General features: G+C 40.0%; 14 protein-coding genes. 7 read left to right on the plus strand and 7 right to left on the minus strand.

Annotation, left to right across the window (positions count from 1 at the left end):
* Positions 1-214: 214 nt before the first annotated feature.
* Together G1O98_RS29640 and G1O98_RS29645 are read left to right on the plus strand one after the other, a co-directional pair.
* Complete coding sequence (locus G1O98_RS29640) at positions 215-1,384, plus strand: glycosyltransferase family 4 protein (RefSeq protein ID WP_163935737.1); 1,170 nt, start codon at positions 215-217, stop codon at positions 1,382-1,384.
* A 78-nt stretch (positions 1,385-1,462) separates the two neighbouring features.
* On the plus strand, positions 1,463-2,602 hold the full coding sequence (locus tag G1O98_RS29645) for a glycosyltransferase family 4 protein (protein ID WP_163935740.1): 1,140 nt from the start codon (positions 1,463-1,465) through the stop codon (positions 2,600-2,602).
* A gap of 326 nt (positions 2,603-2,928) precedes the next feature.
* On the opposite strand, the gene G1O98_RS29650 is transcribed toward G1O98_RS29645, so the two are convergent.
* On the minus strand, positions 2,929-3,198 hold the full coding sequence (locus G1O98_RS29650) for a hypothetical protein (protein WP_012409476.1): 270 nt from the start codon (positions 3,196-3,198) through the stop codon (positions 2,929-2,931).
* Between the two features lie 480 nt (positions 3,199-3,678).
* On the opposite strand from G1O98_RS29650, the gene G1O98_RS29655 reads away from it, so the two are divergent.
* Positions 3,679-4,977 carry a sodium:proton antiporter gene (locus G1O98_RS29655; protein WP_163935743.1) on the plus strand — a complete coding sequence of 433 codons (1,299 nt, stop codon included), beginning with the start codon at positions 3,679-3,681 and terminating at the stop codon, positions 4,975-4,977.
* Between the two features lie 130 nt (positions 4,978-5,107).
* Here G1O98_RS29655 and G1O98_RS29660 read toward each other — a convergent pair whose 3' ends face one another.
* The 4 genes from G1O98_RS29660 to G1O98_RS40915 form a co-directional block, all read right to left on the minus strand.
* Positions 5,108-5,497 (minus strand): hypothetical protein, encoded by a 390-nt coding sequence (locus G1O98_RS29660; protein ID WP_163935746.1) that lies wholly within the window; start codon positions 5,495-5,497, stop codon positions 5,108-5,110.
* A gap of 236 nt (positions 5,498-5,733) precedes the next feature.
* The gene (locus G1O98_RS29665) at positions 5,734-6,840 is read right to left on the minus strand and encodes a saccharopine dehydrogenase NADP-binding domain-containing protein (RefSeq protein ID WP_163935751.1); all 1,107 of its coding nucleotides are present in this window, start codon (positions 6,838-6,840) and stop codon (positions 5,734-5,736) included.
* 118 nt (positions 6,841-6,958) lie between these two features.
* On the minus strand, positions 6,959-8,473 hold the full coding sequence (gene crtD / locus G1O98_RS29670) for a C-3',4' desaturase CrtD (RefSeq protein WP_163935754.1): 1,515 nt from the start codon (positions 8,471-8,473) through the stop codon (positions 6,959-6,961).
* 34 nt (positions 8,474-8,507) lie between these two features.
* Positions 8,508-8,642, minus strand: coding sequence for a hypothetical protein (locus G1O98_RS40915; RefSeq protein WP_275941809.1), 135 nt, complete (start codon positions 8,640-8,642; stop codon positions 8,508-8,510).
* Positions 8,643-8,971: 329 nt separating this feature from the next.
* On the opposite strand from G1O98_RS40915, the gene aspS reads away from it, so the two are divergent.
* Positions 8,972-10,759 carry an aspartate--tRNA ligase gene (gene aspS, locus G1O98_RS29680; protein WP_163935757.1) on the plus strand — a complete coding sequence of 596 codons (1,788 nt, stop codon included), beginning with the start codon at positions 8,972-8,974 and terminating at the stop codon, positions 10,757-10,759.
* Positions 10,760-10,784: 25 nt separating this feature from the next.
* On the opposite strand, the gene G1O98_RS29685 is transcribed toward aspS, so the two are convergent.
* Positions 10,785-11,129 (minus strand): hypothetical protein, encoded by a 345-nt coding sequence (locus tag G1O98_RS29685; protein ID WP_163935760.1) that lies wholly within the window; start codon positions 11,127-11,129, stop codon positions 10,785-10,787.
* Between the two features lie 161 nt (positions 11,130-11,290).
* Between G1O98_RS29685 and G1O98_RS29690 the strand changes: the two genes are divergently transcribed.
* The gene (locus G1O98_RS29690) at positions 11,291-11,734 is read left to right on the plus strand and encodes a GNAT family N-acetyltransferase (RefSeq protein ID WP_163935763.1); all 444 of its coding nucleotides are present in this window, start codon (positions 11,291-11,293) and stop codon (positions 11,732-11,734) included.
* A gap of 196 nt (positions 11,735-11,930) precedes the next feature.
* Positions 11,931-14,456 (plus strand): CPBP family glutamic-type intramembrane protease, encoded by a 2,526-nt coding sequence (locus G1O98_RS29695; protein WP_163935766.1) that lies wholly within the window; start codon positions 11,931-11,933, stop codon positions 14,454-14,456.
* Positions 14,457-14,810: 354 nt separating this feature from the next.
* Here G1O98_RS29695 and G1O98_RS29700 read toward each other — a convergent pair whose 3' ends face one another.
* A complete protein-coding gene (locus tag G1O98_RS29700) occupies positions 14,811-14,966 on the minus strand; it encodes a hypothetical protein (protein WP_163935769.1) in 156 nt (51 codons plus the stop codon).
* A 111-nt stretch (positions 14,967-15,077) separates the two neighbouring features.
* On the opposite strand from G1O98_RS29700, the gene G1O98_RS29705 reads away from it, so the two are divergent.
* Positions 15,078-15,902, plus strand: coding sequence for an SAM-dependent chlorinase/fluorinase (locus G1O98_RS29705; RefSeq protein WP_163935772.1), 825 nt, complete (start codon positions 15,078-15,080; stop codon positions 15,900-15,902).
* Positions 15,903-16,063: the final 161 nt, after the last annotated feature.

The following is a 16,063-nucleotide window of genomic DNA, read 5'->3' on the forward strand; positions in this document are numbered from 1 at the left end:
TATATATCCTAACTAGTATTATGTAGTTCATAAAAACACAAGGTTTTATCCCTTGTTGACGTTGACATATAAATAGTTTATAAATTAGTGTTCTATATAAAAATCTTATTGGAAATGTAGATTTGGAAATTCTATTACTTAATCTTTGGAACATTTATAGGGGTTTAAAGTTGTACATGCCTACTGTTTTCATATATTTATAGGAGACATATTAGTGAAAAATAAACAAGAAAATTTAGCTTCATCATCTGCATCTATTCTCACATTGGGATTAGGCTGGTTTCCCAAAAATCCTGGAGGATTAGAAAGGTATATGTATGAACTAACTCATAAATTAGCAGCCAATAAAGACCAGGTTGAATTATGCGGAGTCGGTCTACCAGAGGCTGAATTAAATTCGCCGATTAAGCTGACTAACTTGGCTTCTCCCGATAGTGCTATTTGGCAAAGATTATGGTCTATTCGCACTAACTTTCAGAAAACAAGAACAAACAAGCCAGATGCTATTAATCTACACTTTGCATTATATAGCTTTCCACTTTTAGATATTTTACCAAAGGGAGTACCAGTTACTTTTAATTTTCATGGCCCTTGGGCTTCTGAGAGTCAGCAAGAGGTAGTTAATAAAAATCTCAGCCTTTTGATTAAGCATCACCTAATAGAAAAAAACACATATAATCGCTGCGATCGCTTCATTGTATTGAGCAAAGCATTTGGTAAAATATTACATGATAAATATCAAGTACCGTGGAGCAAAATTAATATTATCCCTGGTGGAGTTGATATTAACTGGTTTCAACCAAATTTATCACGCCAAGATGCTTGTAAACAGCTAGGCTGGCCAAACAATCGCCGGATTATATTTACATCACGCCGTTTAGTACATCGAACGGGAGTTGATAAATTATTACAAGCTTTGGCTATAATTAAGCCTAGAATACCAGATGTTTGGCTAGCGATCGCAGGTCGTGGTCACATTCAAGCTGCACTACAACAACAGGCTACAGAATTAGGATTAGACGACAACGTTAAATTTTTAGGTTTTCTCCCTGATGAGCAATTACCTATATCTTATCAAGCTGCGGAATTGACTATAATGCCTAGCCAATCTTTTGAAGGCTTTGGATTAGTAATAGTCGAATCTCTAGCTTGTGGTACTCCTGTTTTATGTACACCAGTTGGTGGGATGCCAGAAATTTTATCAGATTTTTCACCCGATTTAATTACTACTTCTACAGAAGCCTCAGCTATTGCTGAAAAATTAGAACAAGTGCTTTTGGGAAACATCCCCATACCTTCACGAGAAGCCTGTCGTCATTATGCTGTTACACATTATGACTGGAATCAAATCTCCCAGCAAGTACGGAATGTCCTATTAAATTAATGAAATAGAGGCACGAAAATTGCTTTGTAGAGACGCGATTTATCGCGTCTGAACCGTATTGTATTACAAGGAAGTTTTATGAGAATTTTTTTCCTAGACCAAAGCGGTAAACCAGGCGGTGCAGAATTATGTTTAATAGATATTGCTAAACCATACTCTCATAGCGCTTTAGTAGGTTTATTCGCAGATGGGCCATTTAAAGATTTACTACAGCAAAATCATATCCCAGTAGAAGTTCTCTCAACTCAAACAATCCAAGTTCGAAAAGAAAGCAGTTTGGTGCAAGGATTAAAGAGTTTAAAACAACTTGCACCTTTGATTACTAAAGTTATAAAAAAAGCGCGTGAATACGATTTAATTTATGCCAACACCCAAAAAGCATTAGTTGTCGGAGCATTAGCAAGTTTTTTTAGTCGTCGTCCTCTGGTTTATCATTTACACGATATTCTCTCAAGCGAACATTTTAGTCAAACTAATCTTCGCATTGCGATTAACTTAGCTAATCGTTGTGCCTCATTAGTAATTGCTAATTCCCAAGCTAGTAAAACAGCCTTTATCCAAGCGGGGGGACGCTCAGATATAGTCGAAGTTGTCTATAACGGCTTTGATCCAAAAATTTATCAAACTGATGAATCTGACATTAATCAATTACAGCAAGAATTAGGATTGCCAGGAAAATTTGTAGTCGGACACTTTAGCCGTCTTGCACCTTGGAAAGGACAGCATATTTTAATTGATGCTCTTGCCAAATGTCCGCCAGAGGTGACAGTAATTTTAGTGGGAGATGCACTGTTTGGCGAACAAAATTATGTCAAACAATTACACCAACAAGTTGCCGATTTGGGACTAAAAAACCGCGTTAAATTTTTAGGATTTCGTTCAGATATTCCCCAGTTAATGGCAGCTTGTGACTTGGTGGCACATACCTCTACTTCCCCAGAACCCTTTGGTAGAGTGATTGTTGAGGCAATGCTGTGTGGAAAACCTGTAGTTGCAGCAAAAGCTGGGGGTGTAATGGAATTAGTAGAACATGGACTTAATGGTTTTCTAGTGACACCAGCAGAACCCCAGGAACTTGCACAGGTGATTATCACCTGTCTTCAGGAGACGGAAATAACTGCAACTATAGCCAATAATGCCAGGACTACTGCTAGTCGGCGTTTTGATGTTGCAACTATTAATCAGCAAATTGCTCAACTGTTGTCCCACAGATTCTAGTAGTCTGCCAACCCAAAAATGCGCTTGTGAGGACTGGGGAAAGGGGAAAGGGTAAGGGATTTAAACCCTTTCCCCCTTACCCCTTACCCTTTACCCCGCCAAGTTCACTTGGCGAACTTCTAGTACACGGTGGCAGAATTAGGGGATCTTGTCCAAGATCCCCTATAAATAATTTTGGATAATTTGTTTTTTGGAAACCCCTTGTCTTGCGTTGTCTGGTTAAATAATATGAGTTGTTGAGCGCTGCCTACGGCGGCAAGCTACGCTAATTTTGCTCTCAACTTAGCTACACTAAATTGATTATGCACATGTTTCAAGCGATCGCATTAGGCCGCTTCCCGCAGTTGTGGTTGTGACTGCACACTCACCTCTGGAAACGAAAGCGAGAGTTGTTCTGCTTGAGGGACTGCGGCTTGCTCCAAAACTTGAACTTCGATATTCACGCTCACCAAATAACTGCCTGTATCAGCACCAACCGCTTCAGCAATTAGTTTAGCAATGTCTGGGCGTTTGGCAGTTAGCGGATCGCGTAAAATACACCGATCCCATTCATGTTTGGCAGTCGGATTGAGGTTGAGAATGTAATGCTTCATCATCGAACTAACCCTTGAATCCATCTTCCAGAAGGTTTTCACACAGCCGTTAGGCATTTAATTAGGCTTTGTGGACGCTATATCTATTATAGTATTTTTGTACTAAAAAGCTATATTTGAGTGAAAAAGTAGTACATCTGTGTGCTGTTACCATATTCGCGTGCTACATCCCATTGTTTTAAGGGCAGATGCGAAGAATAGAAGTGCGATTTTACAGCAGTTTGCAAGTAAGTGAGATAGAAAATGCAAGACTCACGTATCAAAATATAAAAATGTTTCTATCTCCCGCCTCATACCTCAAAAATTGTAGCTTTGTACTTAATGCAAAGGAAAACTGCTTTATCTATTCCCTTTTTGTCTAATTTGGTGGCGCGTCTAAATCTCTAATTCTTAATTCCAGAAAATCTGCCCATAGGTAATGCTAATAAAAAAGTATTGCAATTAAGCTTACAAAGTAACGCTTAATTTTATACAAATCTCTATATGGTAGATATCTATATTATTGATCTATTTGTAATTGGTCTACTTCTGCTGATGGTAACATTAGGGTCAGGTTGGATTGCTCGCCTACCTCTTTCTTTTGCCCTAATCTATCTACTAGTTGGTATTTTACTAGGCCCTTATGCCTTTGGGCTGATTCAATTACGTCGAGATGAAGTTTTTAATGCCGAACTACTGGAAAAAATAACAGAACTTGTAGTAATTATTTCTGTGTTTAGCTGCGGCTTAAGAATTGTTCGTCCTCTAAAGTTGGGGGCTTGGGGTATTACAGCCCGATTGATTGTATTTTTGATGCCAATTTCAATTCTTGCGCTGGCTGTTGTGGGTAAATTGTTTTTAGGGATGAATTGGGGAGAAGCAATTTTATTAGGAGCAATTCTCGCACCAACCGATCCAGTATTAGCATCAGAAGTACAACTTACCGATATAAACGATAAAGATGAGTTGAGATTTGGTCTAACTTCTGAAGGTGGGTTAAATGATGCTTTAGCTTTTCCCTTCGTTTATTTTGGTCTTCATGCGTTAAAAGATGACAACTGGGGTAACTGGTTTCAACAGTGGATTGCGGTTGATTTAATTTGGGCGATCGCAGCTGGTATTGTTATGGGAATTGTTGTTGCCAAATCTATAGTCTGGATTGAAAAGAAAATTCAAAAACGCCGTCGTGCTGACGAGTTAATGGAAGATTTTATTGCTATTAGCACGATTTTACTAACTTATTCTTTAACAGAAATGGTTAATGGCTATGGGTTTTTAGCAGTATTTGTTGCGGGGTTAGTTGTCCAACGCAGTTATAGAGATCCCGAAAAACCGCTAGCACAATTAGAATTTGTTGAGCAAGTTGAAAAACTGCTGGAAGTTGGAACAATTTTACTATTGGGATCAATATTATTATTCCAGCCAATCCTCAATTACGCTATGCAATCTTTATTGGTGATAGTTTTATTATTATTTATAATCCGACCTGTAGGGGTTTGGATTAGCACAATAGGCAAACGTCCTGTAGAATCGCACCGCCGAACCTTTCATCCAGGAACTAGGTGGTTAATTGGATGGTTTGGTATTCGCGGTGTAGGCTCTTTATATTATCTCGCCTATGCCTTTAGTAATGGCTTAAAAGGTGAGGCTGCCGAACAAATTGCTTGGATAACTTACACTACCATTGTAGCTTCTGTGATTATACATGGCATTACTGCAACTCCATTAATGAAGTGGTATGAGCGCAATATTGCTAATCAGAGAAAGGCTAATACCCCGACGACAGTTGATGAATTTGAATAAAAGAAATTTTGGTATTGTGTGTTAATACCAAAGGTTAATTTTCTAAAGCTGTACACAATTCGGGGATAAGCTTTCAATTTTACTCCCCTTCCCTTTGAGGGAAGGGGTTGAAGGTTAGGTCTATGATTCTCTATTTACCAGTCACCTTTTCAATAACTTCTTTAGCTTTTTCACCAAAACTTTCTGGGGGATTTTGTTCTTGTTCAGCCTTCAAATTTCTTTCGTAAGTCTTCTCTATAGTAGTAAGGTTTTTTGAATCTTTTATGGCTTGCTCATAAGCTTCTTGTCGTTCTTCTTCTTGAATACCAATACCTGGGTCAAATTCGTTAGCACGATTAATTTTTTCTTCAGAATTTGGTTTATACTCTGGCGGTATTAGCTTTAATTCTTCAAGAGTAGTTGCATAACTAGCTTGTTGAACAAAAATGAAAGAACCTGACAAGCTAATGAAAATAATTAAACCAACGACCAAAAAGCTTGAACGTAAGGCTTGCTTTAAACTTAATAAAATTTTTTGCACAAAAAAATGCTCCTCTTCTTATTTTATGAGCCGTGGTAGTGTATAAATATATTCAATATTTCAGGCTCACAGGCATCCTAAATGTTTACGTACAGTTTTTACTTCTACCGCAAGATATATTAATTTTTACCTCTAGTAGGGGCCTATATTTATACGCCCCTACCTCTGTATCTGAATATTTCGTAAAATCGGATGACATCCTCACCAGTGTGCTTAACACAACCAAGCGTATTAAGTTATAACCAACTGTGATTAATTTTAATTCCTCTGCTTTGCATTGCTTCTTCAAATAAATCTGTTGGGAGTGCTTCTTCCACAGCAAAAACACCTGGCTTCTTCAGTTTACCTTCTAGCAATAACTGGGCAATACTACCTGTACCACAACCAGAAGCCACGGCTGTATTTTCATGCACTACAGTTGAACAATAAACAGCAGTTTCACCATCTTTTTTCCCTGTAACTTCTGAACGAACTGCTACACCAATCCCAGTAAAATTATTAGTGACATCTGTCATTGAATGGCTGACATGAGACAGAAATTCAATCATGTAACGGCGCTGCATTAACCACTTGGGGAAAATATGTGCCGCAATCCAAGTTAGGTGATTGTAAAAATCGGGAACAGAGCCAAACTTAGTAATTACAGTTTTTACTGATGGGAAAGCTTTGGGCAATGTAAAGGTTTCTGGCATATCAAACCAGTAAACTCCGGTGCGTCCATAAGGCGGTGGAAAATCAACTAATTCTCTTTCACTATAAGGCTTAATTATCTCCCATTTTCCATCTATCCAAGTCTCAAAAGGATACTGCAACCCCAGAAAAGTTGTCCGCATTACTGTAATGCCAGCACCACCAGAACCGGAAACTAAATAACTTAAATGGATCTTTTCTGGTTTATCAAATTGTTCAACGCCTTGACGTACCATGCTGTTAGAAATACCAGGAAAAATGCCAGTATTAATAATTGCCGTCACACCAGCAGCAGCAGCTTTTTCACTAAAATTGAGAGCTTTGCTGGTATAAGAACGATGGTCGCTGACATCTACATAATTAACGCCTTGAGCAATACAGGTTTCGAGAACATTAGTATCTCGATAGTGAAATGGGCCAGCACAATGGATGACTAAGTTAGAGTTTGCGATCGCATCTCGCAACTTGTCAACTTCTGCCAAGTCCAATACCAAAAACTCCACTTGTCCTCCTGAAGACAAGCTGACAGCCTTCCCAAACTCCGCAGAACGTCCGGTAATTGTAATTTGAGCCTGCGTATGGTTAGCGAGATCCTGAGCAACACTGCTACCAATCCGCCCTCGTCCACCAAGAATTAAAACTCTGTCTGTCATTACTCCAGATTCGCAACACTAACCTTATTTCATCAGTTTTGCGTCCTGTTTGCCATCGGTTATAAGTATGATTTATAGCATTTAAAGGAGTTATGTAAAGTAGCACAGATATGCGCCTTTACATTTGCGCCTCAATTTGCCTAACTACTGTCAGCGCCGAATAACTCACCCCAGCAGTACCTTCGCCGGGATGGGTGGAATCACCAACTAACCACAAATGCTGGATGGGTGTCCGATTGGCGAACCCAAAGGGGCCAAAGGTGGGAATCCTTTGACCTATGCCGCCAACTATACCGCGATCGCGGGCTGTAAAATGAGCAAAGGTGCGCGGTGTTGCCGCTTCTTGATAAATAATCGTTTCTGGTTTGAGATAGAAGTATTGAGCAAGACGAGCGATCGCTTCTTGGGTAAACTTTTCTTTTAGTCCTTCATAATCTTCAGTCTCCCACCACTGTGCAGGATCGACAAATGAAGAAGCAATAATTGTCGCTTTCCCTTCTGGTGCGCGACCGTCTCCAGGATGACTGACAGAAACAAACAGGGAATTATTCTCGCCAATGGGACCATTGACATCGTACAAAAATTGTAGGTGGGGAGGACACCCAGGCGGAATCGCGCTAGCATCTACACCCAAATAAACCACAAACGCACCCGATGCTTGGGGCAGTTTTTCCACCCGGTTTTTATATCCAGATGGCGCTTGTTCTCCCAATAACTGCACCAAGTTTTGCACGGTGACGTTGCTAACTATGTGGTCGGCGGCTTCTGTCCAGACTTCGCCAGTTTTCTGATTTCTAATTACAACAGCAGTAGCTTTGCCGTTTTCTACTTTGATTTCTTCTACAGTGTGGCGCATCAACAATTTGCCGCCATCTCTTTCTAAAGATTGTACCAAGCGATCGCTTAATACTTGCATACTTCCTTGGAGATGAAATAATCCTTGGGGCAGTTGGGATACACTCAACGCTGTTGCTGCATAAAGTAACGCTGTCTCGTCTGCATCTACCTGGGAGTATAGCTTCAGTTGTAAATCTAAAAAAGTTCTCAATCGCTGGTCATTTCCCAATCCACATAACCGTAAAGCATCTCCTACCGTAAACAAAGTGAAGGGTACGGTAATTAATGTACTGGGACGCACCGCTTGCGTTAGTTGCCACAAATCCCATAAATTACGTGGTGGTAGCACCGGATCACGTCCTTGAAATTCCCAACTGGCATCAAACAAAGTTGCCATCAATTGCCAAAACGGTTCGCTACCGGGAAACTGTCTTTGTCGTTCCTCTTGCCATTTCTCTTGGTCGCGCCAGACATTAATCGGTGTGCTTTCCCCAGGTAAATACACCGCACAAGCAGGATCGCAAGGCGTTGCTGGCGGTAAATCAATTTCTAATTCTGAGAAAATGCGGTGGTGAATTCCTCCTGGTTCCAACCCTGCCACCTGAGTTGCGCCCACATCAAAGGTAAATCCCTGCCGTTTAAACGTCGAAGCACAGCCTCCCGGTACGAGGGCCTGATCCAAAATTAAGACGCTGTAACCTCTATGAGCTAATAATGCTCCAGCAGTCAGTCCACCTATTCCGGCACCGATAACGACGACATGAGAGTTACTTTTGTCAAGAGTAATGCTGGACATTGATTAGTTTCTTTAAAATTCTTAACATTTTTACTTATAATTTTACCTTAATCTCAAAGTCTATTGCATACAAACGAGCGATCGCTAGCAAGAGAGACACAACCAACAACATCACTGTCCCTGCCAACAAATCAGCTTCAGCCCGATGATATACATATCTGCGTCGCACTATATCTAGGGAGTTTTTTCAGCTTCAGTAATTTCAGGTAATCCCTCAGATCGGTGTCGGCCAAACTGTTCGTCTTTAATTTGGACTAAACCAAATCCGGTCTAGGCATCCATTAAGCTGGTAATTGCTGCTGTCTGTGCCATAGTTTTTTACCTGGCTGTGTATGAAAAACCCAGCCTTCCGGTATTATGACTTCTCTTATATATATAGTGTGAGATTATTCCATTTTTTATTGCACCAGAACTACTACAATTACTATTGATGCTAGATAATGGGAAGGCTTTGACATTTTCTTCCCAATCTAGCCCAGGAAACAATAATTAACACTTATGCGAACTCATTATTGCGGCGAACTCCGAAAAGAACATATTGGAGAAACAGTTACCTTTTACGGATGGGTAGACCGTCGCCGCGATCACGGTGGTGTGATATTTTTAGATTTACGCGATCGCACTGGAATTGTCCAAATCGTCAGCGATCCGCAACGCACCCCAGATTCCTACGAACATGCGAATGCCCTGCGAAATGAATATGTTGTCGAAATCACTGGTAGGGTAACACAACGCCCCGAAGAATCGCTGAATACCCGCATCCCTACAGGCGAGGTAGAAATCTACGCTGATAAAATTGAACTCCTCAATGCTGTTCGCAAACAGTTACCTTTCCAAGTTTCCGTAGCTGACACCGAGACAGTGCGCGAAGACTTGCGACTGAAATATCGTTATTTAGATTTGCGACGCGAACGCATGGCGCAAAATTTGCAACTGCGTCATCAAATTGTCAAAGCCATGCGTCGTTATCTAGAAGATTTAGAAGGTTTTATTGAAGTCGAAACCCCAATACTTACCCGTTCTACCCCAGAAGGAGCGCGGGATTATGTTCTACCCAGTCGCGTCAATCCTGGTGAGTGGTATGCTTTGCCGCAATCACCCCAGCTATTTAAACAATTGCTGATGGTATCCGGTTTAGACAGATATTATCAAATTGCCCGTTGCTTTCGTGACGAAGACTTACGCGCCGATAGACAACCAGAATTCACCCAGTTGGACATGGAAATGAGCTTCATGTCCCAAGAAGAAATTATCGAACTAAACGAGAACTTAGTTTGTCATATCTTCAAAACAGTTAAAGGTATTGAGTTACAGCGCCCTTTCCCTCGTCTGACTTACGCTGAGGGAATGGAACGTTACGGTAGTGATAAACCAGATACCCGCTATGGTTTGGAATTAGTTGATGTCTCAGATATTGTCAAAGACTCTGGTTTCAAAGTCTTTCGGGACACTGTTACTAATGGCGGTATCGTCAAAATCCTCCCCATTCCTAACGGTAACGATGTAATTTCTAATGTCCGCATTAAACCAGGCGGCGACTTATTTAAAGAAGCCAGCGAAGCCGGTGCTAAAGGTTTAGCTTATATCCGTGTCAGGGATGATGGCGAAATTGACACCATTGGCGCGATTAAAGACAACTTAAGCGAAGAACAAAAACAAGAAATTTTACGCCGTACAGGTGCTAAAGCTGGACATTTGCTCTTGTTTGGGGCTGGTGATGCTGCTACAGTTAATAAAACTTTAGATAGACTACGGCAAGCGATCGCTAAAGAATTTAACTTAATTGATCCAGAAAAAATCAACTTACTCTGGATTACAGATTTCCCCATGTTTGAGTGGAATGCTGACGAAAAGCGTCTAGAAGCACTACACCACCCATTCACAGCACCACATCCTGATGATTTGAGCGATTTAAAAACCGCACGCGCCCAAGCTTACGACTTGGTACTCAACGGCGTAGAAGTTGGCGGCGGAAGTCTGCGGATTTATCAGCGAGAAGTTCAACAGCAGGTGTTTGAAGCGATTGGTTTATCTCCTGAAGAAGCACAAAGCAAATTTGGCTTTCTCTTAGAAGCATTTGAATATGGTACACCACCGCATGGTGGCATCGCCTACGGTTTAGATCGTTTGGTAATGTTGCTAGCTGGAGAAGAATCCATTCGAGATGTCATAGCTTTTCCGAAGACACAACAAGCGCGTTGTTTGTTAACAGATGCACCTTCGAGTGTAGATGCTAAACAGTTGAAAGAATTGCACGTTGCTTCGACTTATAAACCAAAATCTTAATAAAGTGCAAGGGGAGTACAGAAAGTTAAAGTAAGCCTTTATAGCTCAGTTCATCTCTAACTCTTCTGTTATGTTTATTATGCTCCCTTTGCCTTTGATCAATTGCTGAACTGTATTCTAATGGAGGCTCTAAACACTCTAAATGTTCTTTTTCTCCATTTTCATAAATTATGATGTGACGATCATTGGTCATTCTATGGATAGCGTAATACTCAAGATACTCAACATCATCTTTTATCCCAAAAATAAAATTTATCTTCCAACCAGCTTGAGAAATTGAACCTTTCTCACGCTTTTGTATATTTTCTTCTGGCAAGGTAATTTTCCATTTAGAAAAATATTTATTAAATTCATTCGTAATTGCATCCATCTTTATATCCGTTAGCCGAAGTCCTAGTGTAACTCCTCCAGTACAAGTAGGGTTGGCAATGCCGATTAATTACTTGAATTGAGAAAGCAAATATTTTTCTTGGTTTAATCTACCTTTTAGCTTAACAGAACAGCATTGCATGTAAATTATAAGGATAATTAATGGAAGTTTTATTGGCTAATATTAATCATCTTGAAAATCTTTCAATACTATTTGATCGATATCGTATTTTTTATAATCAGCCATCAAACCTTGAAGCTGCCAAGGAGTTTCTCAAAGAACGTTTCAACAATAATGACTCGGTAGTGTTTGCAGCTAATGACAATGGGGAATTAGTTGGATTTACTCAGCTTTATCCCAGCTTTTCTTCAGTATCGATGAAACGAGTATGGATATTGAATGATTTGTATGTAGAAGAGTCACATCGCCGCAGCGGAATTGCAAAATTATTGATGAGTGCTGCGGAAGAATACGCAAAACAAAGTGGAGCAATTCGAGTAATTTTATCTACTCAAATTTCTAACATAACAGCGCAAAAACTCTATGAAGCGCGAGATTACGTTAAGAATGAAGAGTTTTACCATTATGCTTTGCGGTTACAGTAGCGGCATGACATGAAATTGGGCTATCATGTCCGCTTAGTTATAATTATCACAGTCATTGCACCCCACATACCAGTTGTTTAACTTAATCTCCTCTCCTGATTTTTGGAGAGAGAAGACAAAGTGTAGCTTTGGTGGGGTGGGGTTGTTGGAGTTTAATAAATAATCAAGCGGACATGATATTAGTTGCTGATAATATATGATTTGGTCTGGATTGACTAGAAAAACAAGGCTAGTGTTTACGATATTTTTACTGCTAGTATTTATAGTAGTAATTGCGTTGCAAGAACTTTCCGCAAGAGAACCACAGCTAGTACAAAAAGAAAGCAATTACGCGATACATACTCGACAAAACTTTAATAAACCTAGTTTTTATCCAGTTGCACAAATTCCATCTACAAAACTTTATAAACCCGTTGACGACTGGGTAGGAAGGTTAATCTTACCAACAAAACAGCAATTACAAGATGGTTTAGATTGGGTATGGATGGAAGTGCAATATGCACCACCTACAGCACAAAATCTGGTAGGACAAATTGTACGTCTAGAGTGGAAAAAGAATAAAGATTTACTTACTAAGGTTAAAGCTGTAACACGAGATGTAAATTTCACTTCAGAAGTAATTAAAAGTCAACAACAAGGAAATATTCATCCTTTTCGACTAAATCAAGTTCATCAGGTAGGTATTTTGCGTTCTTTGGCTGGTGCAAATCCTAATGATGATACAATTGTTGCTTTAGATGCAAATACAATCATTAATGCAAATGCAGATAAATTTTCTATTTTGCAAATTGAACGCGAACCTGTTTTGGCAACTGGTAGATTTTATGGGTTAGTAAAAATAATTCAACCGATTAAATCTAGCAATAAAAGCCTTTCATCTACAAAAGATAAGCAGGATAGCGATTATTTTTCTGTCCAGCACTATAACCCTAACTCAAATAAATTTGATGGGGTTCAAGAAACTATTCGTATTCCTCAACAAGTAATAGATACGCGAGACTTTGCGCCTTCAAGTTCGCAGGAAATCGAAAAATCACCTGCGGGTGAGGATGGTTGGTATATTTATGGTGCTAAAGATGCAAATGCCGTATTTACAGTAAGTGCCCTTGCACCTCGTTCTTTGTTTCAAATTCAACCCCGTCAAATTCTTACTGGTGAGGAATTAGGACTCAATTATATCCAAGAGGTAAATTGGCAAAATAGCGAGAAAGATAAAGGTAAATTCAATACTGCCTTATTAAAACCTGTAGAAACATCTATATCAAAATGGCAACAAGGCGATAAAGCGATTGTACTACACCTATTCGGTGGAATTGGCGGACGTAAAGCTGAACCAATCGGAGTACCTAATACTATCACTGGACATTTTGCTTTTGGAATCGCAGAAGTTGTCCGCGACGAGTTTACTAACGAATTACGCTTTGAGACTAAATACCATCAAATTTATGCCCATAACCCTGATGGAATTATTGCCGGAACGCATACATGGGCTGATTATATGGGTAATTTACAACGTGGCTGGCTAGCAACACGTCCAGTATCAGATATTCTGATTAAATTCGACCCTGTAACCCAAGATTATAATTTTGATGGCATTAAACTTTCGCCTTTAGACGAATTCCAGCAACAATTACAGGTAACAATGGCACGTTATCGCGTTGGCGATGGTACTGGTGGCGCAATGGTATCTCCTGGTACATCATGCGTCCAAGACTCAAGCCAAGCACTTTATGCTGCGATAATGGCAATTAAAAACCAAGTTGCGAAAACTCCTCAAATTCAAACTTGGGTACGCAAAAATCCGAATCATCCGCAAACATTACGCTTTCAGCAGCTAGTTGAATTAGGTAAATCTTTAGAACAACAATTAGCACCCTTGGGGATAGTTCGTGCTGATTGGCAGAGTCAAGCAGGCGTACTCGCAGGCACGGGAATAGGAAAAACGACGAAACCATTTCAAGATGGTAGTATTTGGGCTGGTTTGACAACGTGGCGAACAATCATGCCAAGACAAGTACATGATGATCTCGCCGCGATATTTCTCAAACATGGTGCAACTTTGCAAGTATTGCGAACCAATCAAGTAGGTGGTTGGCAATCCAATATTACACCCCTTGCACCAACAGTCTTTTTAGGGCAAATGAAGATTCCTTTTACTAATATTGCACCGCTTCCAATTATTTTAAATCGTTTTCTAGCGTCGTTAGTAATTCCTACACAACAAGATTGGTTAATTCTGGTTTTACTGCTGATAATCTATAGTATTATCGCTCTACCTTATGGCTGGAAATTAGGATTTTTACGGCTCCAATTTTGGTCTGTAAGTTGGATCGATCAATGCCTATTAACATTACGTTGTTTATTTGCACCTGCGATTATCGAAGAACTCATTTTTCGCGTTATCTTGCTTCCTCATCCTAGCGAAATCACCAATTGGTTACGATGGAGCTTATGGGCAATAGTTAGTTTAGTATTATTTGTTTTGTATCATCCATTGAATGCTAAAACATTTTTTAAAGCTGGAAATCCCACATTCTTGAATCGGGTTTTTCTTACTTTAACTTTATGGTTAGGAATTATATGTACTGTTGCATATACCTTAACAGGATCTTTCTGGGTGATAGTTTTAATCCACTGGGTTGTAGTAGTAGTTTGGTTAATTGTTTTTGGAGGAATAACAAAATTAGATAACAATCAAAAAATTAATAAAGCTCAAACGTAATACACCGTAGCTTCAAAAGGGGGACTTTAATTCTATTTCTCCCTTTTTATCGATGGATTTAGAAGGCGATCTAAAACTTTTGATACTGACAGGAGGGCTTTTCAAACATCCCCCAAGAGCCAATACGGTTCAGTTAACGTCAAAACTCTTCAACTGCGTAGGTTGGGTTTAAGAATGAAACCCAAGATTTCTAGGGCTTTGTTGGGTTGCGCTTTGCTTAACCCAACCTACAATTTTTTTAACCCAAGCGTATTGCCCCAAGAACGCAATTACCATAGAAAGCAAACCCTCTAAAAACAAAAAAAACCCGCTACAGCGGGTTACACAACAAACTAAGAACAATGAAAACTTGATTTAGCTGGAATATCTCATTTCAGCTTCAAGTTGACGAATCAGTTGTTCGTCGCCCTTTGCTCTGGCTACTTGCAAGCGATGCTCTAGGCTTTTTTGAATATTCTCTCTGTGGGCTTCTTGTGCTTTCCTTGAACTTTGTAGTCTACCTTGATTCATAATGATTACCTTCTTTAATTTTACACTTTATGTCTTCTATTGATAACATAACACATATTTTGTAGCTGTTGCTACAGAATTTTATAACTTAATGTAGATTTTAACAAAAATATGTCTGAAAAGCAGATGGAGCAACAACGACTCATAACTTTTCTAAGCGATTTTGGCGATCGCGATATTTATGTAGGCGTAATGAAGGGAGTCATAGCCCAAGCCAACCCCAGGCTGAGGGTGATAGACTTAACGCACCAAATTCCACCGCAAGACATCGCCGCAGCCAGGTTTTGCCTGATGAATGCTTATCCCTATTTTCCCGTTGGGACAGTGCATCTGGCAGTAGTTGATCCAGGAGTGGGAAGTAAGCGACGAGCGATCGCAGTAGAATTTGCTCAAGGGTTTTTAGTAGGCCCAGATAATGGTATCTTTAGCGGCGTACTTAGTCAAAGCCCGGCGATGTCTACGACGGGCTACGCCTACGCAGCCGTCGAACTTACAAATCTTAACTATTGGCGAACTCCTCAACCAAGCAACACTTTTCACGGTAGAGATATTTTTGCACCAGTGGCAGCTAGTCTTGCTAGTGGTGTCTCCCTCAAACAACTAGGACAAGAAATTGATCAAGCAAGTTTGGTCAAACTGGATATAGCCGACTGCAAGCAGACAAGCAATGGTGTAGTGGGTTGCATTCAATATATTGACCACTTTGGCAATTTAGTGAGCAACATTCCAGCAACTTACGTACAAGGCAAAACTTGGTATGTGCAAGCTGCTGGGTTGAATATACCAGGTTGTCAAACTTACAGTGATGTCAACGTGGGAGAGATACTAGCTTTAGTTGGCAGTCACGGCTGGATAGAAATTGCCATTAATAGCGGTAATGCTGACTCTTGGTTGCATTTAGATTGGCAAGCACCGCTTCAAGTTGTTCTAACATGAACCAATCACACTGACTAAAACTCTTCACTTAGGTGAGTTACAAAACCCACAAATCACGCATCATATCAAATATGGCGTTGCATATTTGCAAAATGATTTGGCAACTTCTAAAATTTCCCCCTGCCTCCTGCCTCCTGCCCCCTGCCTTCTCCCCTCTTCAC

Origin of the sequence: Nostoc sp. UIC 10630 (assembly GCF_010747425.1) — a bacterium.
Classification (GTDB): Bacteria; Cyanobacteriota; Cyanobacteriia; order Cyanobacteriales; family Nostocaceae; genus Nostoc.